At 67.0% G+C, this 22,344-nt stretch carries 26 protein-coding genes; 9 read left to right on the forward strand and 17 right to left on the reverse strand.

Translation table 11 applies throughout. The features are described 5' to 3' along the window. Position 1 precedes the first annotated feature (1 nt). The 14 genes from E3T55_RS15445 to E3T55_RS15510 form a co-directional block, all read right to left on the reverse strand. Positions 2–442 (reverse strand): hypothetical protein, encoded by a 441-nt coding sequence (locus tag E3T55_RS15445; RefSeq protein ID WP_134520452.1) that lies wholly within the window; start codon positions 440–442, stop codon positions 2–4. Next, positions 439–1,710, reverse strand: coding sequence for a FliI/YscN family ATPase (locus E3T55_RS15450; protein WP_174775480.1), 1,272 nt, complete (start codon positions 1,708–1,710; stop codon positions 439–441). The genes E3T55_RS15445 and E3T55_RS15450 overlap by 4 nt, the downstream gene beginning before the upstream one ends. Before the next feature lie 170 nt (positions 1,711–1,880). Next, positions 1,881–2,561 carry a FliH/SctL family protein gene (locus E3T55_RS15455; RefSeq protein ID WP_134520453.1) on the reverse strand — a complete coding sequence of 227 codons (681 nt, stop codon included), beginning with the start codon at positions 2,559–2,561 and terminating at the stop codon, positions 1,881–1,883. Continuing rightward, a complete protein-coding gene (fliG, locus tag E3T55_RS15460) occupies positions 2,551–3,573 on the reverse strand; it encodes a flagellar motor switch protein FliG (protein ID WP_420898009.1) in 1,023 nt (340 codons plus the stop codon). Before fliG ends, E3T55_RS15455 begins: the two co-directional genes overlap by 11 nt. Continuing rightward, positions 3,564–5,165 (reverse strand): flagellar basal-body MS-ring/collar protein FliF, encoded by a 1,602-nt coding sequence (gene fliF, locus E3T55_RS15465; RefSeq protein WP_134520454.1) that lies wholly within the window; start codon positions 5,163–5,165, stop codon positions 3,564–3,566. The genes fliG and fliF overlap by 10 nt, the downstream gene beginning before the upstream one ends. After that, on the reverse strand, positions 5,165–5,485 hold the full coding sequence (gene fliE / locus E3T55_RS15470; protein WP_134520455.1) for a flagellar hook-basal body complex protein FliE: 321 nt from the start codon (positions 5,483–5,485) through the stop codon (positions 5,165–5,167). The genes fliF and fliE overlap by 1 nt, the downstream gene beginning before the upstream one ends. Continuing rightward, positions 5,485–5,871, reverse strand: a complete 387-nt coding sequence (locus E3T55_RS15475) for a flagellar basal body rod protein FlgC (RefSeq protein WP_134520456.1) — start codon at positions 5,869–5,871, stop codon at positions 5,485–5,487. Before E3T55_RS15475 ends, fliE begins: the two co-directional genes overlap by 1 nt. Continuing rightward, positions 5,871–6,212, reverse strand: coding sequence for a flagellar basal body rod protein FlgB (locus tag E3T55_RS15480; protein WP_134520457.1), 342 nt, complete (start codon positions 6,210–6,212; stop codon positions 5,871–5,873). Before E3T55_RS15480 ends, E3T55_RS15475 begins: the two co-directional genes overlap by 1 nt. A 160-nt stretch (positions 6,213–6,372) precedes the next feature. Next, entirely contained in the window at positions 6,373–6,666 is a 294-nt protein-coding gene (locus E3T55_RS15485; RefSeq protein ID WP_134520458.1) for a hypothetical protein, read from the reverse strand. A gap of 46 nt (positions 6,667–6,712) precedes the next feature. Beyond that, positions 6,713–7,141, reverse strand: a complete 429-nt coding sequence (gene fliS / locus E3T55_RS15490) for a flagellar export chaperone FliS (protein WP_134520459.1) — start codon at positions 7,139–7,141, stop codon at positions 6,713–6,715. Between the two features lie 8 nt (positions 7,142–7,149). Continuing rightward, positions 7,150–8,526: a flagellar filament capping protein FliD gene (gene fliD, locus E3T55_RS15495; RefSeq protein WP_241993094.1), complete on the reverse strand. Its 1,377-nt coding sequence runs from the start codon at positions 8,524–8,526 to the stop codon at positions 7,150–7,152. A 176-nt stretch (positions 8,527–8,702) separates the two neighbouring features. After that, the gene (locus tag E3T55_RS15500; RefSeq protein WP_134520461.1) at positions 8,703–9,821 is read right to left on the reverse strand and encodes a flagellin N-terminal helical domain-containing protein; all 1,119 of its coding nucleotides are present in this window, start codon (positions 9,819–9,821) and stop codon (positions 8,703–8,705) included. A 251-nt stretch (positions 9,822–10,072) separates the two neighbouring features. Beyond that, positions 10,073–10,405: a hypothetical protein gene (locus E3T55_RS15505; protein WP_134520462.1), complete on the reverse strand. Its 333-nt coding sequence runs from the start codon at positions 10,403–10,405 to the stop codon at positions 10,073–10,075. Between the two features lie 87 nt (positions 10,406–10,492). Then, positions 10,493–11,314: a sigma-70 family RNA polymerase sigma factor gene (locus E3T55_RS15510; protein ID WP_134520463.1), complete on the reverse strand. Its 822-nt coding sequence runs from the start codon at positions 11,312–11,314 to the stop codon at positions 10,493–10,495. A gap of 324 nt (positions 11,315–11,638) precedes the next feature. Between E3T55_RS15510 and E3T55_RS15515 the strand changes: the two genes are divergently transcribed. From E3T55_RS15515 to E3T55_RS15535, 5 genes are all read left to right on the forward strand, one after another. Beyond that, positions 11,639–12,127, forward strand: a complete 489-nt coding sequence (locus tag E3T55_RS15515; protein ID WP_134520464.1) for a flagellar protein FlgN — start codon at positions 11,639–11,641, stop codon at positions 12,125–12,127. A gap of 10 nt (positions 12,128–12,137) precedes the next feature. Continuing rightward, entirely contained in the window at positions 12,138–13,565 is a 1,428-nt protein-coding gene (flgK, locus tag E3T55_RS15520) for a flagellar hook-associated protein FlgK (protein WP_134520465.1), read from the forward strand. 15 nt (positions 13,566–13,580) lie between these two features. Then, complete coding sequence (gene flgL / locus E3T55_RS15525; RefSeq protein WP_338145132.1) at positions 13,581–14,474, forward strand: flagellar hook-associated protein FlgL; 894 nt, start codon at positions 13,581–13,583, stop codon at positions 14,472–14,474. Continuing rightward, a complete protein-coding gene (gene fliW / locus E3T55_RS15530; RefSeq protein WP_241993092.1) occupies positions 14,471–14,947 on the forward strand; it encodes a flagellar assembly protein FliW in 477 nt (158 codons plus the stop codon). The genes flgL and fliW overlap by 4 nt, the downstream gene beginning before the upstream one ends. Before the next feature lie 150 nt (positions 14,948–15,097). Next, complete coding sequence (locus tag E3T55_RS15535; protein ID WP_134520467.1) at positions 15,098–15,970, forward strand: SDR family oxidoreductase; 873 nt, start codon at positions 15,098–15,100, stop codon at positions 15,968–15,970. Between the two features lie 58 nt (positions 15,971–16,028). Here the strand turns inward: E3T55_RS15535 and E3T55_RS15540 are convergent, their stop codons facing one another. Together E3T55_RS15540 and E3T55_RS15545 are read right to left on the reverse strand one after the other, a co-directional pair. Next, entirely contained in the window at positions 16,029–16,592 is a 564-nt protein-coding gene (locus E3T55_RS15540; RefSeq protein WP_134520468.1) for an iron-sulfur cluster assembly scaffold protein, read from the reverse strand. Beyond that, positions 16,592–17,944 (reverse strand): SufS family cysteine desulfurase, encoded by a 1,353-nt coding sequence (locus E3T55_RS15545; RefSeq protein ID WP_134520469.1) that lies wholly within the window; start codon positions 17,942–17,944, stop codon positions 16,592–16,594. Before E3T55_RS15545 ends, E3T55_RS15540 begins: the two co-directional genes overlap by 1 nt. 167 nt (positions 17,945–18,111) lie before the next feature. Here E3T55_RS15545 and E3T55_RS20470 point away from each other — a divergent pair, with 167 nt between their 5' ends. Then, positions 18,112–18,738, forward strand: a complete 627-nt coding sequence (locus E3T55_RS20470) for a hypothetical protein (protein WP_174775479.1) — start codon at positions 18,112–18,114, stop codon at positions 18,736–18,738. After that, positions 18,735–20,300, forward strand: coding sequence for a GMC family oxidoreductase (locus E3T55_RS15555; RefSeq protein ID WP_134520470.1), 1,566 nt, complete (start codon positions 18,735–18,737; stop codon positions 20,298–20,300). The genes E3T55_RS20470 and E3T55_RS15555 overlap by 4 nt, the downstream gene beginning before the upstream one ends. Positions 20,301–20,336: 36 nt before the next feature. Here E3T55_RS15555 and E3T55_RS15560 read toward each other — a convergent pair whose 3' ends face one another. Next, positions 20,337–21,254, reverse strand: coding sequence for an IclR family transcriptional regulator (locus E3T55_RS15560; protein WP_134520471.1), 918 nt, complete (start codon positions 21,252–21,254; stop codon positions 20,337–20,339). 141 nt (positions 21,255–21,395) lie between these two features. On the opposite strand from E3T55_RS15560, the gene clpS reads away from it, so the two are divergent. Then, a complete protein-coding gene (gene clpS / locus E3T55_RS15565; protein ID WP_420898008.1) occupies positions 21,396–21,680 on the forward strand; it encodes an ATP-dependent Clp protease adapter ClpS in 285 nt (94 codons plus the stop codon). Then, positions 21,677–22,300: a DUF2017 family protein gene (locus tag E3T55_RS15570; RefSeq protein WP_134520473.1), complete on the forward strand. Its 624-nt coding sequence runs from the start codon at positions 21,677–21,679 to the stop codon at positions 22,298–22,300. The genes clpS and E3T55_RS15570 overlap by 4 nt, the downstream gene beginning before the upstream one ends. The last annotated feature ends 44 nt before the right edge of the window (positions 22,301–22,344 follow it).

The raw sequence follows: 22,344 nt of genomic DNA on the forward strand, positions 1-22,344 counted from the left end.
CTCACTGGTCATCACCGCCCGCGATCTGGTCGCGGTGCCAGCGCGTGGACGCGATTTCGTCGAGCACGGTCTGTTCGACGTGCAGGTCTTCGGCGGCCAGGGCTTCGGCATGGCGCAGCTCGAGCTTTTCGAGGCGAATCGAGTCGGCGCGGGCAGCATCGAAAACGGTCTGGGCCTCGGCCACGGCGGTTTCGTGATTGCGTCCGAGGGCGTCCAGGTCACTGAGCATGCTGCGGGAAGAGGCCCGGGCCGCAGCCATCGCGTGCAGTGCGGCCATGTTCGTGGGGGTCGCCGAGAGTCCGTAGAGCGCGGCGCGGGCGTGCAGATGACGCTCGTCGTGCGCACGCCTGGCCGAGTTCGCCGCGGCGAGGTCGACCGAGGCCTGGTCCTGCTGCAGGTGCCGCAGGCGCAACAGGCCGGCGAGCGGAAAGAGGCGCTTCATGCGGCCACCGCCAGCTGGCGGGTGAGCTGGGCGAGGCGATCCCAGGCCGCGGTTGCGGGGGTCTGGTCGTCCATGCGCTGCTGCAGAAACGCGGTGATCGCGGCTTCGTGCGTGACGGCGGCGTCGACGAGGGGGTTGGTTCCGGTGCGGTAGGCACCCACGTCGAGCAGATCCTGCGCGTTCTGGCGCGCGGCGAGCACACGGCGCAGGGTGCCGGCCACGCGGTTGCGCTCGGCGGTGTTCACCCGAGAGGCGACCCTCGAGATGGAGGCGAGGGCATCGACCGAGGGAAAATGACCCATCACGGCGAGTTTGCGGTCGAGCACGACGTGGCCGTCGAGAATCGAACGGGCGGCGTCCGCGATGGGCTCGTTGTGGTCGTCGCCGTCGACGAGCACGGTGTAGATGCCGGTGATCGAGCCGGTTTCACCGGTGCCGGCGCGTTCGAGCAGCCGAGCAAGCAGCGAGAACGTCGACGGCGGATAGCCTCGGGTCGCCGGCGGCTCCCCCACCGACAGACCGATTTCGCGCTGGGCCATGGCCACGCGAGTAAGCGAGTCCATCATGAGCACGACGTGTTTACCCTGATCACGGAAGGATTCGGCGATGCGGGTCGCGGTGAATGCGGCGCGCAGGCGCATCATCGCCGGTTCATCAGAGGTCGACACGACCACGATCGAGCGGGCGAGGCCCTCGGCTCCGAGGTCGTCTTCGAGAAACTCGCGCACCTCGCGGCCCCGCTCGCCGACGAGGGCGATGACCGACACTTCGGCATCCGTTCCCCGGGCGATCATCGACAGCAGCGAAGATTTCCCGACTCCAGAGCCGGCGAACAGGCCCATACGCTGGCCGCGCCCCATGGTCGTGAGGGTGTCGAGCACCCGCACCCCGAGCTGCAGGGGGGTGTCGATGCGGGCACGCCCCATGGCCGAGGGACTCTCGTTGTCGAACGACACGAAGGCATCGACCGTGAGCGGGCCCTTGCCGTCAATCGGGCGACCGAGGCCGTCGACGACCCGGCCGAACAGGCCGGTGCCGGTCGGCACCAGCAGGGGCGTGCCGGCGGCTCGGGCGGGCGCACCGGCCTGCAGTCCGGTGAGGCGGCCGAGCGGCATGCAGCGCACGCCGTCGCGCGTCGTCGCAACAACCTCCGCGTCGATGCGCGGGTTGTCGCCAATCGTGACGAGGTCACCGATCGCCGCGGGCAGGCCACGCAGCTCGACGCTGAGGCCGACGATCGAGGACACGACGCCGACACGCTCCGGCAGGGCGGCACTGAGGGCCGGGGTGAGGGTGTCGGTGCGCGGGCGCCAGGCCGAGGCAGCGGTCGGGGCAGGCGCAGCAGAGCCAGCCCCAGCAGCCGGCTTGGCAGCCGCCGGACTCGTCGGCACCGGGGCAACCACGGTCGGCGGCGTCGCGAGGGTGAATCCCGCGGGGCTCACAGTCGCGCCCCGGTGAGGGCGGCCTTGGCACGCGCGAATGCGCTTGCGAGGCGGGCGTCGAGAAAGCCATCGGAAAAGTCGACGACAGCATCACCGCGATTGAGCGTCGGGTCAGCCACGAGTTCGACCCCGGGCAGGTCCGCGGTGGCCGAGCCGAACATGCTGCCGCTCACCGTGCTGTTGAGCACGAGCACATCGGCTGGGTGCATGCGCACGGTGCGGGTCTCTGCTTCATCGGCCTGGCCAAGCGCCCGTTCGAAGGCGCGGCGGGCAGAGGTCTCCGTGTCAGCCAGTTCAAAGCCGATGACCGCCTCAGTCAGTTCGAGGGCCGTGTCGATGAGTGCCGACTCGACCTCGCGAATGTTGGGCGCGGCCTTCGCTTCTAGGGCGGCGGCCGCGGCGCTCAGTAGGTGCACGGCACGGTCGATGCGGGCCTGTGCCGCCTGCGCGGCAGCCTGCTGGGCTGCCTCGACACGGTCGGTCTGCGCGGCCGCCTCGACGGCGGCGGCCCGCAGCCCTGCGGCGTACCCGGCCGAGTGGCCGGCCGCGCGCGCCTGTTCGCGAATCTGTACCGCGGCATCCGTCTGGGCAGCCGTCTCAGTGTGCGTCGCCACGTTCAGTCGCGGAAAGACGAGGCTGGAGAACCCGGCCGGCACCGCACCTGCGCTAGTTGACATACTCATCTTCAGCTCCGCGGCCGATGGTGATCGAACCCTGGGCTTCGAGGTCGCGGATGGCGCGCACGATCTCGGCGCGGGCGTCTTCCACCTGGCGCACTCGTACCGGGCCGAGGCTCTTCGTCTCGTCGTCGAGGATGTCGCGGTTGCGCTCGGACAGGTTCGCGCGAATGACCTCGACGACGGCACTCGAGGTGCCCTTCATGGCCGTCGCGAGGATGCTCGCGTCGATTCCGCGCAGAACCTGCTGCACGTCGCGGCTCTCCAGCCGCACGATGTCGGTGAAGGTGAGCATGTGTGAGCGCACCTCGTCGGCGAGGGCCGGGTCTCGGGCGTCGAGGCCTTCGAGCAGGGCTCGTTCCGTGGCGGCATCCGCTCGGTTGATGATCTCAACGAGCGGCTGAACACCGCCCACGACCTCGATCGGGTCGCGTGAAACGCTCGCGCCCACCCGCAGCTTCAGGGTGTCGGTCACGATCCGGATCGCCTCGGGAGAAGCGCTGCCCATGGTGGCGATGCACAATGCCACATCAGTGCGCAGGGGGTCGCTCATGCCGCTCAAGACAGCGGATGCTCGTTCGCGACTGAGGTGCGCGAGCACGAGCGCGACCGTCTGAGGCAGCTCGCCCTCAAGCAGGTTGATCACGGCCGGCGCGTCGGAGGAATCGAGAAACTCGAAGGCCTTGCCGGCCAGGGAACTGGCTACCCGGGCCATTACACCGGCGGCACGGTCCGACCCGTACGACGATTCCAGCAGACCGCGGGCAAAGTCGTGGCCGCCCTGCGAGTGCCGTCCACCGCGCCGGGAGATCTCCTGAAACTCCATGAGAATGCTCTCGGCGAGCTCGGCGTCGACCTTGTTTAGCTGGATCAGTTCGGCCGTGATCACTTCTGCTTCGGCATCGGTGAACTGCTTCATGACGTCGGTTGCCTGCAGCGAATTCATGTTCATGAGCACGACGGCAACCTTTTGCGCGCCGTTCAGCGTCTGAGGTACGTCATTCACGAGGATTGCCGATCACTCATAAGGCTGCGGAGGTAGTCAGCCGTGCGGTGCGGATCGATCCGGGCGAGGTTGTCGATCTCACCACGACGCAGGTCGCCCTCGGTCGGTGGCGTCAGGAGTTCGGTCGGTGCATCAATCGGGCGCGGAGCGAACGGCGCCGCCAGGGCGATCGGCATAGTCATGCCGCCGAGGGCGTTCTGCTGGGTCAGTGCGTCAAGTTCGTCGAGTTCGTCCATGCCCACGGTCTCACGGCTCTGGCGGCGCGAGCGGCGAGCGTAGACCAGCAGCGACGCGACGACGGCGAGCACGATACCGACGGTGATGACGATCGTACGAATGAGTTCGGCCTGAGCGGCGGCGGCGGTTGCAGCCTCCGAAGCAGCCAGGGCTGCGGCGGCAGCGGCAGCGCCGGTGGCGTCGAAGGCCATCACCTCAACGGTGACCGCGTCGCCGCGGGTCGCGTCGATGCCGGCGGCCGATGAGACGAGCGAGGTGATGTCGGCTACGTTCAGGCCGGCGACGTCGGCGTTCAGCGCGACCGAGACGGTCTGGCGGTTGATCTGGCCGGCCGGAATCACGGTCGACTCGGTGACCTTGTTGACCGCGTTGTTGCGGGTCGTGGACTCCGAGTCGAAGGTGCCGTCCCCTCCGGTGTCGACCGCGGCGGTGTCGGTACCCAGCACGCCGCCGGCGGTCGCGCCGGTTCCGGTGTAGGTCTCGGTGTCACTGGTCTCGGTGAGCGCCGGGGTGTCGACGGGGTTGGTGAAGGTCTCTTCAACGCGTTCACCGGTCTGGCTGCTCATGTCGGCGGCCACCACGACGGTCGCATTGCCGCTGCCGACGACCTTGTCGAGCATGGCCTGCACGGCGCCGCGCACGCGACCTTCGTAGTCGGTGGCCTGCTGCCCGGCGGTGCCGGTTGCTCCCACACCCACGGCCGAGAGCACGGTTCCGGCAGCGTCGACGACGGCGACATCGCTGGCCTTCATGCCGTCGATCGACGCACTCGTGAGGTGCACAATGGCCTGAACCTGGTCGCTGCTCAGCGTCACACCGTTGCTGGTCTGCACGAAGACGGATGCCGTGGGGGTGCCCTGCTCAGACACGAACACGCTCTCCTCGGGGATCGCGAGCTGAACGGATGCGTTCTGCACCCCGTCAAGGGCCATGATCGTCGAGGCGAGTTCACCCTCGAGAGCACGCTTGTAGGTGACCGACTGCTGAAACTCGCTCGAGGTGACACCCATCGTGTCGAGCAGTGAGTACCCGCCGGTGCTGTCGGAGGGGAGCCCGGCCGCGGCCGATTTCAGGCGCTGGGCGTAGACATCCGCTTCGGGAACCATGATCGTGGCGCCGCCGTCGGCGAGTTCGTAGCTGATGGCATCCGCCTGCAACTGTTCGACGATGGTGTTCGCGTCGGAGCCGCTGAGGCCGCTGAACAGCGGGGTGTAGGCGGGCTTGGCGGCCCACATCGTGAGGGCGGCGATGCCGAGCACGAGCACGGCGACGCCGATGATCGCGAGGGTGCGCTGGCCGACCGTGAACGCCTTGATGGCGTTACCGAAGCGTCGGAATGCCGACGTCATCTGGGCGGGCATCAGGCCTGCATCCGCATGATCTCGGTGAACGCGTCAATGCCCTTGTTGCGAATGGCGGCGACGAGCTCGAGGGTAACCTGCGCCTCGGTCGAGGCGATCGTGGCGGCGGCGATGTCACCGACGCCGCCTTCGATGGCGTTCAGTGCGAGGCCGTTGGACGTGTTTTGCAGGGTCTGCACGTTCTCGACAGCGCCAGCGAGAGCCACGCCAAAGCTGGCGCCGCTGTCCTGGGTGCCCTGAGTGCTGGCGATCGAGGTGGTGCCTGCAACACCGGTGGTGCCGGCAACGCTCGACACCATGGAAATTGCGCTGAATGGCATCAGCCACGACCAATCTGCAGGGCGGCCTCGTAGGCGGTCTTGGCCCGGTCTACGACGGCCGCGTTGGCCTGGTAGCCGCGCTGAGCCATGATGAGCTGGCCCATCTGCTCGGAAAGATCGATGTCGGGGTAGCGCACGTAGCCCTGAGCGTTGGCGAGGGGGTGCGTGGGTTCGTAGACGAGCTGACCCTCGGTGTCGCCAAGCGCGGCGTCGGCGGTGACGCCGGTGATGCCCTCGCCCTCCTGTGCGACGATGAAGCGCTCCTGGAAGGCCAGGTCGTCACCGCCGCGCACGGTGTTCGCGTTGGCGATGTTGTCGGCAATGGCGTCAAGCCATTTGCGGTGCAGATTCATGCCGCTGCCGGCGATGCTGATGGCGTCGGTCATTAGTTGGTCCTCATTGCGGTGCGCAGGCCGGTAACCGGGCCTTCAACGGCCTTGGCGGCGAACTGGTAGCGCAGCAGCGCTTCGGTGCTCGCCAGCGTCTCCACGTCGAGGTTCACGTTGTTGCCATTGAGCTTCGTCGGCTCATCGGAACGGGTCACGGTCGGTGAGATCACGCCACTGCCCTCTTCGATGGACCTCGCGAGGGCTCCTTCGAAGGAGACAACCTGAGCGCGGTAGTCGGGAGTATTAATGTTCGCGATGTTGGTCGCGATGACACTCTGGCGCAGTGAAAGTGCAGTCAGCGTGCTGGCGAGTGCATTCGAGGTCACTGAGCCAAGCATGATGTTCCGTTTCGTCGACGAAAGACAAGACGGCCGATCCGTGGCCAGGGGTAAGCACTCCGTACTCGGTTATTGCTATCGGCTCGAAGTTGGGTGCCGTTAGCAGTGGGGGCAAGAAATCTTAGGAATTTCTTACGGGTTTCTTTCGGTTAGCCTGCGCTTAACCTGCAACGTCGAGATAAACGGATGCTCCGGGGTTGCGTGCCGGGGGCACCGAACGCACCGCGGCGAGATGCTGCAGGGTGACCCGCTTGGCCTTCTCGAGCTCCCCCACAATCTTGCGTTGGTTCACGAGCACGTCCTGAGCCCGCTCCTTGAGTTGCGCGGGCAAGGCCCCAAGATTCGTGGGCAGAACCCAATCGACACCAATCTCGCTGGTTGAGCCGGGCGCACGCTCCACGCGCCCGGTCGAAACCCCGTTCGCCGATCCCATGACCCGCGCGGCGTCATCCAACCGCAACTCCATATCTGCGAGAACTTTCTCCCAAGCGCTCACACCCTCACCCAATCCCAAGATCTCCCCCGGCCCGCATCGGCGCGGTCTGCGCCGGCAGCATCTCGGCCGCTTCGTGCCAGGTCTGGCGCAGCGGCTCGAGCAGCGCAATACACTCCCGAGTGCGCGCCGGGTCGCGATTCGTGTTCGCGCCGGCCATCGCCGTCGACACATAGGTGTACAGCGCAAACAGCCCCTCGCCGCCGTCCCAGGCATCGATGTTCAGCGAGGTACTCAACTCCGAGACGATCGCCTGCGCGTGAATCAGGTTGTTCGAGGCGACCTGCCAGTCCTGCCCCTCTTGCGCGACCTCGGCGCGATTCAGGTCGAGCAGCAGGCGGTCGTAGAGCATCGTGAGCAGGCGTACCGGCGTGGCCGAGAGAATGGCGTCGCGGTTGTAACGGGCACGCTGAGCGGCTTGGGCTCCCATGGTCATCGTCATTTCTAGTTGTTCGATTTCGAGGCGTTGAGGGACTCAACCTGGGCGGTCAGCCAGGCTGACTGGGCGTTCATGTTGCTGAGCTGAACTTCGAGTGATGCGTAGGTTCGCTCAAGACTCGACCGCCGTGAGGTGAGGCGCAGGTCCCAGTTGTCGATCTGGGTGCCCAGATCTTTCACCAGGCTCTCCTGGCCGGTGATGCGCGCCGTGATCAGGCCGTCGTACTTGTCGGATGAACTCGTCGCGGCATCGGCGACGCGGGACGAGATCTCGGCCAGCACCGACTTCACGAACTCGGGATCTTCCGCCATCGCGGCGGCGAACTTGTCCGCGTCGTACTCCAGAGTGCCCGTCTTCGTAATGCTGATGCCGATCTCCGACGGCGAACGGCCATCGACCGGATACGAGGCCGCGTTCATAATGAGCTGCTTCACGTCGCGCACTGTGCTGTCACCACTGAAGACCCCGCCAGAGACGACGGCAGCACCGGAACTGTCGGTGCTGTTTACCACGGCCGATTTGGTGGAGATCAGGGCAAAGAGCGTATTGAGCGAGTCAACCAGGCCGCTGGCTATCTTGCTGACCGCCGCGTCGTCCCGGCTCACGCTCACCGTCACCGGGTCGTTCGAGACCGCAGACACCGTCACCGCCACGCCCGGCAGCAGGTCTTCAAAGGTATTCGTCGACGACGTGATGGCTTGCTCGGCGCTCGTGCCCTTCCAGAGGGTGACGGATGCGTCCTGCGCGGTACGAATGACGGCCGCTCCGGTGTCGGTGAGCAGGTTCGTTGAAGTTCCGCCGTCGACCATGGCGCCCGTGCCGGCGTGCAGTTCGAAAGCGCTTTCTGCACCGGTCTCGTCACCGACGATCTGCAAGCGGTACTGGGTCTCGCCGGCCGCGTTGGTTCCCGAGGCAATCTTGGTGGCGGTGATGCCGGCATCCGCATCGTTGATCGCCGCGACGACGTCGTCGAGCGAGGTGCTCGCGGCGGTGATCGAGGTTTGAGTGCCATCGTTCGCGACGAGGGTGTAATCGGTGGTCGAGGCCACGGTCATCGCCGCGGTAACACCGGACTGTGACTGGGCAAGCTGATCGACGACGATGTCGAGGGAGCCGGACGTGGCGGTGCTCGCGGCCGATGTCGTGACGGTCGAGGAGCTGCTCTTCGCGGCGTAGATGTTGAGGGAGTCCGCGGTTGCGCTCTTGGCCGCGAGGGTGGCGAGCGAGGCGACCGAGGTGTTGAGCGCCTGCAGAGCGGTCGTGAGGGTGTTGCTGGTGGTGACCTTGGCCTTGAGCAGCGTCTGCGGCCCGGCCTCCAGGGTCATCAGCTGGTTAATCAGCGAGGTGGTGTCGAGGCCGCTGATGAGGCCGTCCACTGCCATTGACACGATGCGGCCTTTCCTCAAGCTGATCTGCTTCACGCTCGATCAGGGCGGTGTGCCCTGATGAGTGTGGCGGCAACTGCGGAGCGAGGTCCAGTTCGCCCTGCCGTTGCCGCCACATCAACGGACTACCGAGGTAGCCAATTGGTTACTGCTGGTGGAGATTGTGTGCGTTGTTACTGAAGAAGCTGCATCACGCCCGAGTTGGACTGGTTCGCCTGCGCGAGCATGGCGGTACCGGCCTGGGACAGGATGTTTGCGCGGGTGTACTTGACCATTTCCTCGGCCATGTCGGTGTCGCGAATACGCGAACCGGCAGCGGTGAGGTTCTCCTTCGAGACGGACAGGTTCTTGATGACGCTCTCGAACCGGTTCTGGTCGGCACCGAGCGAGGCGCGCGAGCTTGAGACGGTCTGGATCTGAGTAGTGATCGTCGAGATTGCCGTAGCAGCACCGGCTGCAGTGCTGAAGTCCAGGCCTGCTGAAGTCCCGACTACGGCGCCGGCAGCGATACCCGTGCCGGGCGCAGTCAGGTCGACGGTCGCACCCGTCTTCGACTTGACAACCAATGCACCAGCATCCACTGTTGCCGTCAAGTTGCCCGAGAACTGGCTGTCGGAATTCAATGCGGCAGCGAGCTGATCGACTGTATTGACGTCGCCCGCCGTGAAGGACGCGGTTGTAATCGTGGTCACTGTTGAGTCGGGGTTTACGACGTCAAAGGCCAAGGTTCCAGCAACGAGCGCGGCGTCTGCGACTGCGAACTTTCCACCAGCGGGTGACGTCTTCAAGATGTCGGCGATGGCACCAACGTCTGCAAGGTCGACACTGATCTGGTCGAGGGAGTTGGCACCGATCTGGAAGCTCAAAGCGCCGCCATTCAGCAGGTCCTTGCCGTTGAAGTTCATCGACTCGGCGAGCCGGGTGAGTTCCTCCGTGAGCGCGGTTGCTTCGGTCGTGATTGCTGCACGAGATTCAACGCTGTTCGAGTCGTTACCGGCCTGAACGGCGAGGTCACGCATACGCTGCAAGATCGAGGTGACCTCGTTGAGCGAACCTTCAGCGGTCTGGATGACCGAGACGGCGTCCTGTGCGTTGCGGCTGGCGACCGTGAGGCCACCGACCTGGGACTTCAGGCCCTCCGAGATTGCGAGGCCGGCCGCGTCATCCGCTGCGCGGTTGATGCGAAGACCACTGGAGAGCTTTTCGAGGGACTTGCTGAGTTCGTTCTGTGTAGTGGAAAGGTTGCGGTAAGCGTTGTTCGCCGCGACGTTGGTGTTGACCTGCATGCCCATGATGAATCCTCCGTGATTGGGTCGTAGTGCGCCGGCCCATCCATGGGCCAGCACAAAGAGCTATCGGCTGGGGGCGGGGCGGGGTTAGGCGGGGAGAGGAGGTTTTTTCGATTCGGGTGAACGGGGGTGGCTCGGTTTGGAGGTCGGCTCGCCATGGTTTCGACACGGGCGCGCCAAAAGCGCGCGCGCCCTGCTCAACCAGCGGGATGGGGGCTGGCGAGAGGGCGCGCGTTTGGGCGGCGGCGAGGAGGCTACTGGGGCTTGGGGTCGAGAATCTGGAGCACGTCGGCGCTCGACTGGCGGGCCTGAGCCGAGACGGCCACCGCGGGCTCGGCCAGGATCTTCTCCTGGGTAACCTCAGCCACCTGAGCGGCCATCTCACCGCTCGTGATGCGCGAGGCGGCGGCCAGACGATTCTCGGTAGCGACCGCTTCGGTCTTCTTGGCGATCGCGACCGTGTCGACCGGCGTGCTGCGCACGCCGCCGGAGAGTGGAACGGTTGGCTGTTCGACTCCCCCGCGGGCGCCCTCCGCCCTCGCCGGTGTGGATGGTGTTGAAATATTGTTGTTCAGCTGCATACCCATGATGTGTTCTTCCGTGTTGGGTGTAACTACATCGGCCCATCCGTGGGCCGAAATTTGTGGGTGGTCGAGGCCATCGACCAAGCGAATCTAGGAGGCGGCCAGTTCGGGCACCTGCAGGCGCTCGTGCACGGCGCGGGTCATGCCGACCGCGGCAACGTCGGCGAGGCGGGCCAGGTAGGCGCTGCGGCGGGCCGGCGCGATGCGCGACTCGGGCTCGTAGACGGCCTCGGCGTCGTCGGCGTAGTGCGTGCCGAGGCCGTCGCGCAGCAGGCGGATCGCCTCGGCGCGCAGCTGCGAGACCGCGGAGTGCGTGGTGCCGAGCTCGGCCGCGATCTCTTTCACCGTGCGGTCATCGAAATAGACCTGCTCCACGATGACTCGCATGTTCTCGGGCAGGGCGGCGATGGCGGCCCGCAGATACACCAGACGCTCCGACGAGAGCAGCGAGTCTTCGGGCAGCACGGTCTCGGCAACGAGAAACTCGGCCGTGGTGTCGTCGAGCGTCGACAGGGTGCGGGCGGCATCGGCCAGGCCGGCGGATGCCGTCTCGCGGTCCACTCCGAGCGCTGCGGCGATCTCGGCCACGTTGGGCATACGCCCGAGAGCGGCGGAGAGAGTCTCCTGCACGGCGAGGGTCTCTTTGATGCGTTTGCGGGCGGAGCGGGTGGCCCAGTCGCTCGAGCGCATGTCGTCGGCGAAGGCTCCGATGATGCGGCGGCGAGCGAAAGCTCCGAACGGTACCCCGAGATCGGGATTGAAGGCATCCGCTGACGTGATCAGGGCCACCGCGCCGGCGGAGGCGAGGTCATCGCGGGACAGGTGCCGGGCCTTGGCCCAGACCTCGGAGACGAGGTAACCGACCAAGGGTAGGTTTTCGACGACGAGCGCATTGCGTTCGGTGCGATTCACGAGCAGTCCCCCAGTGCGACTCAACGGTGCAAACTTGCATTCACAGAAACGGATGTTCGCGGGTGTGCGTACCCCCGCGCGAAGCCTCTAATTGCCTTCGCTTTAAAGCTACCTATCGTGGCAGCACAACGAGTTCACACCATGCCCCCCATTCAGGGCTAAAGTTGTCCTATCTTTGGGGGACAGACACACGGTCTAGGCGCGGAACAATTCTCACTGAGCGTCTTACCGGCCGCTGACCAGTGCCGATAGTCCCTACGAACGAGCTGGAAGACCCCCACATTCGCGGGGTGAACCGCGTGAACCGGAAGGGTGGTCGAGGGCATGGGCGCCAACGAACTATCTGCACTGCTCTGGCGTGAACGCGAGCTGCTCGAACTTCTGATTTTCAAGCTCGAAGAAGAACACCTGCTGCTGCAGGGCGGCAAGGGCCGCTGGCTGCAGCACGCCACCCGCGAGGTCGAGCAGGTGCTCAACCTCGTGCGCGAGGCCGGGCTCGGCCGTGCCGTCGAGGTAGCGAGCCTGGCCACCGAGTGGGGCACCAACGAAGAAGCCACCCTGCGGGAACTGGCCAGCCACGCCCCCGCCGGCCCGTGGGGCGAGATCTTCGCCGCCCACCTCAAGGCGATGGGCGACCTGACCGTGCAGATCAAGGAGCTGCGCGACACGAACGAGAAGTTCATCCGCAGCGCCGCCCGCTCGGCACAGGAGACCCTCGCCGGCCTCAACCCCGCTGCGGCCACCTACGACGCCCGCGGCAACGACGGCGCCCCCCTCAGCGCGGCCGCGCGCCTGTTCGACCAAAACCTGTGAGGAGCCGCTCATGAGCACCTTCGGCGGCCTCAATACCGCGTACACCGGCCTCGTCGCCGCCCGCCAGGGCCTCAACACGGTCGGGCAGAACATCGCGAATGCCAACACGGATGGCTACACCCGCCAACGCGTGACCACCTCGTCGATCGCGGCCACCGCCCAGACCGGCCTCGTCGCTAACGCCGGAAACCTCGGCCAGGGCGTCTCGGTGGATGGTGTCGCCCGCCTCGGCAGCGCCCAGCTCGACGCCGGCGTGCGCACCTCGGCCGGAGCCGCCGGCTACTCGGCGGTGCGGGCCAACGCCCTCGCCGCCCTCGAAAATTCGCTCGGCGAACCCGGCGACAGCGGCCTGAGCGCCAAGCTGGATGAGTTCTGGGCGGGCTGGCAGACCCTGTCCAACGGCGCCGACGAACCGACCAACGCCTCACTGTTGCTCGAAACCGCCGGCCAGCTCGCCACGCAGATCTCCGCCGGCTTCGCCGCGGTCGGGGCCGAGTGGGCATCCGTACGCAGCGGCCTGTCGTCGATGGCCGACGAGCTGAACGGTGCAGCCAGCCAGGTCGCGACCCTCAACACGCAGATTCGGTCGGCGCTGGCCTCGGGCGGCTCGGCCAACGAACTGATCGACCAGCGCAGCCAGCTGACCACCACGATTGCCGCCCTGACCGGCGCGACCGTGCGCGATCAGACCGACGGCACCGTGACCGTGGTCGTGGGCGGCAACGCCCTCGTGAGCGGCGACTTCGCCAACACGCTCAGCGTCTCGGGCGCGTCGACGCTCTCCGGGCTGAACTCCTCAACGGCCGTCACCCTGACCTGGGCCTCCGGCACGACCGTGTCGATGGAGGGCGGCGAGATGGCCGGCTCGCTGTCGCTGCTCGGCGCCGCCAACGACTCGGGCACCGGCGGAGTGATCGCTGAGGCGGCCGCCTCCTACGACTCCTTCGCCGAGTCTCTCGCCGTCAAGGTCAACGACATCTACACCACCGGGGGCACCGGCGACTTCTTCTCCTATACGACGGGCAGTGCAGCCTCGACGCTCAGTGTGGTGCCGGTGACGGCCGACCAAGTCGCTGCCGGATCGTCCGAGACCGGAACCTACGACGGGTCGATCGCCGACGCGATCGCGCAGCTCGGCGCCGGCGCGGCGGTCGACGGTTCCGGCAACGCGATCGACTCTCCCAGCACCGACTGGGCGGCGTTTGTCACCCGGCTCGGTGTTGCGACGCAGAGCGCGCTGCAGGGCGCGACGATCGATGACGCAGCGGCGACATCCGCTATCGGACGGCAGCTCGCGAATTCGTCGGTCGATATGGACGAAGAGAACGTCAACCTGCTCATGTTCCAGACCGCCTATCAGGGCGCGGCACGCATGCTCACCGCGGTCGATGAGATGCTCGACACCCTCATCAACCGCACCGGATTGGTCGGGAGGTAACCCATGATCACGCGAGTGACAAGTCAGACCCAGATGCGCGATGCGCAGCGCAACCTGCAGACCAACATGGCGAATCTCGCCAAGCTGCAGGAGCAGGCGAGCTCACTGAAGGCCATCAGCCGGGCCAGCGACAACCCCACCGCCGCCGCCAGTGCCATGGCCGTGCGCACCGAGCAGAGCGCGGTGGCGCAGTACGGGCGCAACGCCGACAACGGCAACAACTGGCTGACCACCATTGACGGCGCGCTTGACACGGCCTCGTCGCTGATGAACAGGGTGCGCGACCTCACCGTGCAGGGCGCCAACGACGGCTCCCTGTCGACCGCGGCGAAGGAAGCCATCGCGGTCGAGCTCGAAGGGCTGAAAGAAGAGCTGCTCTCGGTCGCGAACACGAAGTATCTGGGGCGCACGGTCTTTGCCGGCAATTCGGATGCCGGGGCGGCCTTCACGTTCGAAGACGGCGCCTACGCGTTTCAGGGCACCGAGAACAGCGCCGTGACGCGGCGCATCGGTGCCGATAACACGGTGCGGGTCGATGCCGACGGCGCCGCGGTGTTCGGCTCCGACGCCGCCAACGGTACCGGGTCGGTGTTCGCACTGATCGACACGATCGCCGGCGAGCTGCGCAGCGGCACCAATGTGGGCTCGAATCTGACGGCACTCGATCTGCGCATGACCGCGATGACGGAGCAGCGCTCGGTCGGCGGAGCACGGCAGGCAAACTTAGAACGAGCCCAGGAGGGTCTGATGACGAAGGCCGGAGCCCTCGAATCCACGCGTGCGGGGCTCGAAGACCTTGATCTGGGCCAGGCCATCCTCGACCTGACGCTGCAGGAGACCACCTACCAGGCCGCCCTCGCCGTGACCGCGCGGGTGCTGCAGCCGACCCTGATGGACTTCTTGCGATGACCCCCACCCTTTCAGCTTCTGCCACGACCGCCTCGCCCCAGATTGTGAGCCCCATGAACGCGACCCTCAGCTTCGTCACGCCCCCGCCCGGCCTCGCGCCGCTGACCGCGTTCGCGCTCACCGAGATCGAGGGCGCGACCGGGCTGTACTCGCTGCAGGCCATGGACGCCGTCAGCACCCGGCTGTTCGTGCTCGACGCCGCGGTGTTCCTGCCCAACTACACGCCGTACATTTCGGCGGAGCAGTCGGCGTCGCTGTCACTGACCGCACCGACGGATGCCCTCGTGCTCGTCGTCGTGAATCCCGGTGATGCGGGCGGTTCTGCCGCGACGCCGGGTGGGGCATCCGCTTCGACGACCGTGAACCTGATGGCGCCGATCGTCGTGAATGCCGCGACGGGCGACGCCGCTCAGCTCATTCTTGAGGGGCAGGACTGGCCGCTGCAGGCCGAGCTCACGCCGCAGGGCGCGTAGCCCGCGCTGTGTTCTCGTGTCGATAAGTGACAGCTGAGAGCGAGCTAACCCTCCCACGGGGCCTTGCTCGCTCTCAGCTATCACTCATCGACACGCGCGCTCCCTCGCGGGGGACAGCCGGGCGGCGGCACCGGTGCCACACTGAGCACTATGAGCTATGTACTCGTGACCGGCGCAACCGGAACCCTCGGCCGCGCCCTCGTGCCGCTATTGCGCGAGGCCAACCTGCGCGTGCGCATTCTCAGCCGTGAGTGCGCCCCCACGGGCTGCGAACCGGGAACCTGGGTGCGCGGCAGTCTCAGCACCGGGGAGAACCTCGACGACGCCGTGCGCAACGTCAACACGATCGTGCACCTGGCCACCGCCCCGCGCGGCCACGACGCCATTCTCACTCGCGCCCTGGTCGACGCGGCCCGCCGCGGGCCCCGAATGACGGCGCCGCTCCCCCACCTGATCTACCAGTCCATCGTCGGCGTCGACACCATTCCTCTCGGCTACTACAGGCAGAAACTCGCCGCCGAGCAGGGTATCGAGGCGTCGGGGCTGCCGTTCACCATTCTGCGAGCCACCCAGTTTCACGACCTGGTCTATTCGCTGTTCGCGGCCCAGCGACGGATGCCCGTGGCCCTGGCCCCGGACATCCGTCTGCAGCCCATCGACGTGCGTGACGTGGCCGCGCAGCTGCTCGGGTTGGTGCGCGCGGGGGCGGCCGGACGGGTTGCCGACATCGGCGGTCCGGATATCGAGCTGGCCTCCGACCTGGCCCGCGCGACGCTCTCGAGCTTTCGCCGGCCTGGCCCGCACGCGGCGGTCGGCTCGCGTCGGCCGATCGTGTCGCTGCGGCTGCCGGGCGCGACGTTTGCGGCGTTCGCCGCGGGGCAGAATCTGGTGCCGGGCAACCGCATCGGAACCTTCAGCTACCCGGACTATCTCATGGCCCGCGCCGCGGCCGCCCGCCAGCTCGCCGAGGAGGAGGCCGCAGCAGCAGCCGATGACAACCCCTCTTCCCGCGAGAGCGGGTGAATCGTCGGTAAGCACGAGTCAGAGCGACCATTCACCCGCTCTCGCGAGACAGGCGGGGCTAGAGGGATTGAGCCTCGTTCAGGGCGGCCTCGAGCGCGACCCACGGCAGCATCGCGCACTTGACCCGGGCGGGGTAGCGCGAGACTCCCCCGAAGGCAGCAGCGTCGCCGAGCACCTCTTCGTCGGGTTCGATCTTGCCCCTCGAGCGCAGCACGTCGCGAAACGTGTCGATGAGCTGACGAGCCTCAGCCACGGGAAGACCGGTGACGAGGTCGTGCAGAACGGATGCCGACGCCATCGAGATGGAGCATCCGTCGCCGCTCCACTGCACCTGGTTGATATAGGGAATCAGCTGCGGAAGGCGCGGGTCGTCACCGGAGATCTCGAACGGCAAGGAGTCGAAGATCACCATCTGCTCGGGGGTCGGCCGATCGATCAGCACGACGACCCGCAGAGTCACGTCATCACCGCAGGTGGTGTTGATCTGGTGCGACTGGCCGAGGTAGGTGCCGTCGGGCATGCCAATGTCGTCGATCGAGTCGAGCGCCTGCGTCGCGGCACCGTGCCGGGCCTTGGCGTGGTCGAGGATGATCTGCTGGTACAGGTTCTGCAGGTCGCTCATCACTTGCCTCCGATGGAATTCGATGATGCGGCATCCGTCACGCCAAAGAACGGCCGAACCTCGGCGAGCGTGGCCAGAAACAGGTCGATCTCCTGCGTCGTCGTGTACAGGTACGCGCTCGCCCGCGTCGACGCCGTCACGCCCAAACGCTTGTGCAACGGCTGCGCGCAGTGGTGCCCGACCCGCACGGCGATGCCGGCATCGTCGAGAAACTGTCCGACATCGTGCGCGTGCACGCCCGCGACGTCGACCGCGGCCAGTCCGAGACGCTCGACGCCGACACCGGGGCCCAGCACGCGCACGCCGGGAATCTCGGCGAGGCCCGCGACGAGGCGCTGCCCGAGCTCGGCCTCCCACGCCGCGATACGGCCCATGCCGGTCTCGGTCAGGTAGTCAACGGCCGCGGCGAGCGCGATCGCCTGCGAAATGCGCTGGGTGCCGGCCTCGAAGCGCTGCGGCGGTGCGAGAAACTCGGCCGCTTCCATCGACACGGTCGTGATCATCGATCCGCCGGTCAGGAACGGCGGCATCGCCTGCAGCAACTCGGAGCGCCCGTAGAGGGCCCCGACACCGGTCGGGCCGAGCATCTTGTGCCCCGAGAACACGGCGAAGTCCACGCCGAGCGCGGCCACATTCACGGGCAGGTGCGGCACCGTCTGGCAGGCGTCGAGCACGGTCACGGCGCCGACACCCTTGGCGATCGCGACGATGTCGTCGACCGGGTTGATGACCCCGGTCACGTTCGAGGCGTGGGTGAAGGCCAACACTCGGGTCTTCGCGTTCACGATCTCGGATGCCGCGGCCAGGTCGAGCGAACCGTCATCCAGTACCGGAATGAACCGCAACGTCGCCCCCGTGCGCAGCGCGAGCTGCTGCCACGGAATCAAGTTCGCGTGGTGCTCCCCCTCGGTGACGACGATCTCGTCGCCGGCGCCGAGCCTGAAGCGGCGTGCGGCCGGGCCGCCGAGCCACAGCGACGCATTGCTGAACGAGTACGCGATGAGGTTGATCGCCTCGGTCGCGTTCGACGTCCAGACGATCTCGTCGGTGTGGGCGCCGACGAAGGCGGCGACCTTTTCTCTGGCCAGTTCGAAACTCTCGGTCGCGATGACCGCGAGGCTGTGCGCGCCGCGGTGCACGGCGGCGTTGCGCTGCTCGTAGTACTCCTGCTCCGCCTCCATCACGCTGATCGGATTCTGCGAGGTGGCTCCGGAATCCAGATAGGTCAGCGGATGACCGTTCACCCGTTGCGAGAGCACCGGAAAGTCGTTCCGAATGCGTTCCACCTCGACATCCGTCAGCGCGAGAGCTGACCGGGGCGGCGGGGAGGTCGGGGAGGGGAAAGGCGTCATGGTTCTAGCGTATTCCTTCCGCCGACACTCGGAACCAGTTCTCACCACGTGAGACCGTGACTACCGCGGCGAGCGCCGAAGCCCGATCATGGACCGGTCATGTCTGCGCGCGCGTGACCCCCTCAGTCGTCCCCACCATCAGGAGCACCACACAAAAGGAGTGAACAGTGACGTCTCACGCCACCACGGAAGCCCCCCGGCGGTTTCTTGAATCCGAACGCGCGCATGTGCTGCTGGTTCGGGTGATCCGCATCGCGTTTCCGCACGACACCCTGCCGGACTCGGCGTATGAGCGCACCGCCGACAGTCTCCTGGATTTGGCAGTACGGACCAACCGCATGACGCTCGCCGTGGCGAACGGGCTCGACAGCCTCGGGTCCCTGCCGGCGGGCGACTTTCTCGGCCTGACCGTTGAGGAGGCTTTCGAACACCTGAGGGCGATCGAGCGCACCGAATTCTTCAGTTTCGTGCGCGGCAACACCGTGCTGACGCTGTACAACCTGCCGGAGGTGTGGGAAGTGCTCGGCTATGAGGGAGCATCCGTCGAGAAGGGCGGCTACCTCACGCGCGGTTTCGACGACCTCGACTGGCTTCCCGAGCCCCGGGTCGAGGAGTACAGCGGTGAGTTCAGCCGGGTTGAGATCGGCGCGCTGCCGTATGCCGTCACGACGGACCCGACGCCCGAACCTGACCGGCGCACTCTACCGGACCGTCGGACTGCGGCTGACCGGCGGACTGCGGCCGACCGGCGGAGGGCACCGAAACGGCCTGGGGCCGATGAGGTGACGCTGTGACGGCGTTCGACCACGACGACGAGGTCGTTGTCATCGTGGGGTCGGGCGCCGGCGGCGGCACACTCGCCCACGAACTGACCACCCGCGGAATTCGTGTCGTGCTGATCGAGGCGGGGGCGCACATCCGTCTCGAAGAGCACGTCAACGACGAGTGGGAGGCCTTCGGGCAGCTGGCGTGGACGGATGCACGCACCACGAGCGGGTCGTGGCGCATCGCCCGAGACTTTCCCAACCTGCCGGCCTGGGTCGTGAAGGCCGTGGGCGGTACGACCACGCACTGGGCCGGGGCGACACCCCGGTTTCTCGAGCACGAGTTTCGCGCCCGGTCGACCTACGGTGACATCGACGGCGCCACCCTGCTCGACTGGCCGCTCACCCTCGCCGAGCTCGCGCCGTACTACGACCGCGCCGAGATAGCGATGGGGGTCAGCCACCGGCACGCCCGCAAGGCCCTGCCGGCCAACAACAACTATCGGGTGTTCGCCAACGGCGCCGCCCGGGTCGGGTACAACTTCTACGCCACCGGCCCCTACGCCGCCAATGCGGAGCCCTACGACGGCCGCCCGGCCACAATCCAGGACGGCTTCAATTTTCAGGGCGACCGCTCCGGCGCGAAGTGGAGCACGCTGGTGCGGGAGATTCCGCGCGCGGAAGCCACCGGCAACCTCGATCTGCGGCCCGATTGCCAGGTCGTGCAGATAACCCACGACGCCCGGGGCCGGGCCGACGCGGTGATCTACGTCGATGCCGACGACAACCTGCACCGGCAGCGGGCCCGGGTCGTGGCCGTCGCCGGCAACTCCATCGAGACCTCTCGCCTGCTGTTGCTGAGCGCGAGTTCTCGGTTTCCCGACGGGCTGGCGAACTCGTCGGGCCACGTCGGTCGGCACTACATGCGACACACGACCGGGTCGGTGTACGCGCAGTTCGAGCATCCGGTGCACGCCTATCGGGGCGAGACGATGGCGGGCGTCATCGCCGACGAGGCCCGGCACGACCCGAGCCGCGGCTTCGCGAGCGGCTACTACCTCGAAACCCTCTCGCTCGGGCCGGCCTTTCTCGCGGCCTTCGCCGAGCCGGGCAGCTGGGGGCCCGACTTCACGGCCCTGCTCGACGGGTACGCGAATACCGCGGGCCTCTGGATCGTGGGCGAGGACATGCCGCAGGCCAACAACCGGGTAACCCTCAACGGCACGGTGACCGATGGCCACGGCCTCCCGGTCGCACACGTGCACGTCGATGACCATCCGAACGACACTGCCATGCGGGAGCACGGCTATCGGCAGGCCGAACTGCTCTACGACGCGGTCGGGTCGGTCTCCGCGCACCGCACCCCGCCGTATCCGTCGACGCACAACCTCGGCACCAGCCGCATGAGCGTGAAACCCGAGGATGGCGTGACCAATGCGTTCGGTCGCACCCACGACGTGCCGAATCTGTTCGTCAGCGACGGATCGGTCTTCACGACCGGCGGCGCGGCAAACCCGACGCTCACGATCGTGGCCCTCGCGATGCGGCAGGCCGAGCACATCGTTGATCTGTTCTCGCGGCACGAACTCTAGGTGCGGATGCCCGGGGAGGCCGACCGGGGCATCCGCTCAGTCCGGGTGCCGGGCGGGCACCGTGCCGGAGCGGAAGTAGCGGCTGAGGCGGGCGCCGGATTCCCGCAGCAACAGCTCGATCTCGCGTTCGCGGCCCGTGAGGTCGTGGGCACGGGCGGAGATAACGACCGATCCGACGACGAGACCGGCGCCGTCGCGCACGCCGACCGCCGCGCAACTCATGCCGGGCACGAACTCCTCGCGCTCCCAGGCCACTCCCCTCGCGCTGATCGTCGCGAGGTCCTGGTCGAGGGCGGCCCGGTTGGTGACGGTGGCCTGCGTGAGGCGGGCCTGGCCGTGCACGCCGAGGTATTGGTCACGCTGCTCGCCCGTCATGCCGCTGAGCATGATCTTGCCGAACGCGGTGGCGTGCGCGGCCTCGTGAAATCCGAACGTCAGGGGCTGCAGGCGCGGACTCTGCGGGGAATCGACGATGTAGATCACGACCACGTCGGATCCGCGATAGAGCGCGAAGTAGGCGGCGGCCCGAGCGGATGCGTGCAGCTCGGCGATCTCGGCGCGCACCTGCTGCGGCACACCGATTTGTCGATGCAGTGACACCCCGAGCCGATGCAGCTTGTACCCGAGCTCGAAGCGGTGCTCGCTGCGCAGGTGCACGAGGTAGTCACTGCGCACGAGCGTCTGCATCAGCCGGTACACGGTCGGCAGCGGCAGGGCGAGCGACGTCGACACCTCGCGGGCGCTCGCCCCGCCACGCTCGGCGACGATCTCGAGGATCGCGAGGGACTTGTGGATCGACGCGACGCCCGTGCTGTCCCCGGGAGCGGGTTCGGCGAGGGAGGTCACCGGGTGCAGCGGTGTCACGGGCGCGGAGTGATCGCCGGCCCGTGCAACCGGGCGCGGTACTGAATCCGCAACCGGGTCGCGGTCGGGGAGGGAATCCGAGGTCGTCATGCGCACATTGTGTTCCGAGGCCTTCATGTGCACAATCGTTCCGGCCGCCCAATCGGCTGGCAATTTCTCACTCCGTGACGGGCGAACGACCGGGGTCGGCGTGCGGGAACACCCGCCATGTGTGAGGCTTACAGTGTGGCTTTGACCGTTGAACTTCCCGACCTGCACCTGCGTGACGCCGTCTCGCTCGAGCGCCCGTGGATCACCCTCGTCTGGGACGATCCGGTCAACCTGATGTCCTATGTCTCCTATGTATTCCGCAGCTATTTCGGGGTGCCGGCCGCCGAGGCCGAGCGCCTCATGCTACAGGTGCACAACAACGGGCGCGCGGTCGTCGCAACCGGCAATCGCGAGGCCATGGAACGTCACGTGCAGGCGATGCACGGCTTCGGGCTGTGGGCGACCCTCGCCAAGGACGATGCATGATGCCGTTCCAGCCCGACGCCGGTGCCTCGGCAGGCAGCGTGCCCGGCCCGATCGTCGTCTCAGCCCGGTTCGAAGCGATCGAGATCGATCTGCTGCGCCTCGCCACCACGCAGCTCGTGGACATGCTCGATGCCGCCACGACCGATCCGCAGTCGGCGCTGACCGACCCGGCGTTTCAGCGGCTGCTGCCCGACGCCTACCGCGACGACGCGGAGGCAGCCGCCGAGTTTCGCCGATTCACGAGCGATGACCTGCTTGCGGCCAAGGTGGCCAACGCACGCTCGGTGCTCGACACTCTCAATGAAGCACCCGGATTCGACTCCCCCGGGTTTGACTCAGAGGGCCGGGAACAGACCGACCTGGAGCTGATTTCAGAGACGGAGACAGACGCATCCGTCGCGCTGGACGACACCGAAACCGTCGCGATCACACTCGATGCGGTCGCCGTGCAAGCCTGGCTGCGCACGCTCACCGATCTGCGCCTGACCCTCGCCGAGCGCCTGCTGATCGGCCCAGACGGCGAGATTCGCCTCGAGGGCGAGGAGGCCAGCTTTCTCGGCGGACTCTACGACTGGCTCGGCATGGTTCAGGAGTCCCTCGTCTACGCCATCGACGCCTGACGCGGCCGTGGCTGGTACGAGCGGCTCAGCCGAGCTGCGCGGGT

The sequence above is a fragment of the Cryobacterium frigoriphilum genome, from assembly GCF_004403305.1.
GTDB lineage: Bacteria > Actinomycetota > Actinomycetes > Actinomycetales > Microbacteriaceae > Cryobacterium > Cryobacterium frigoriphilum.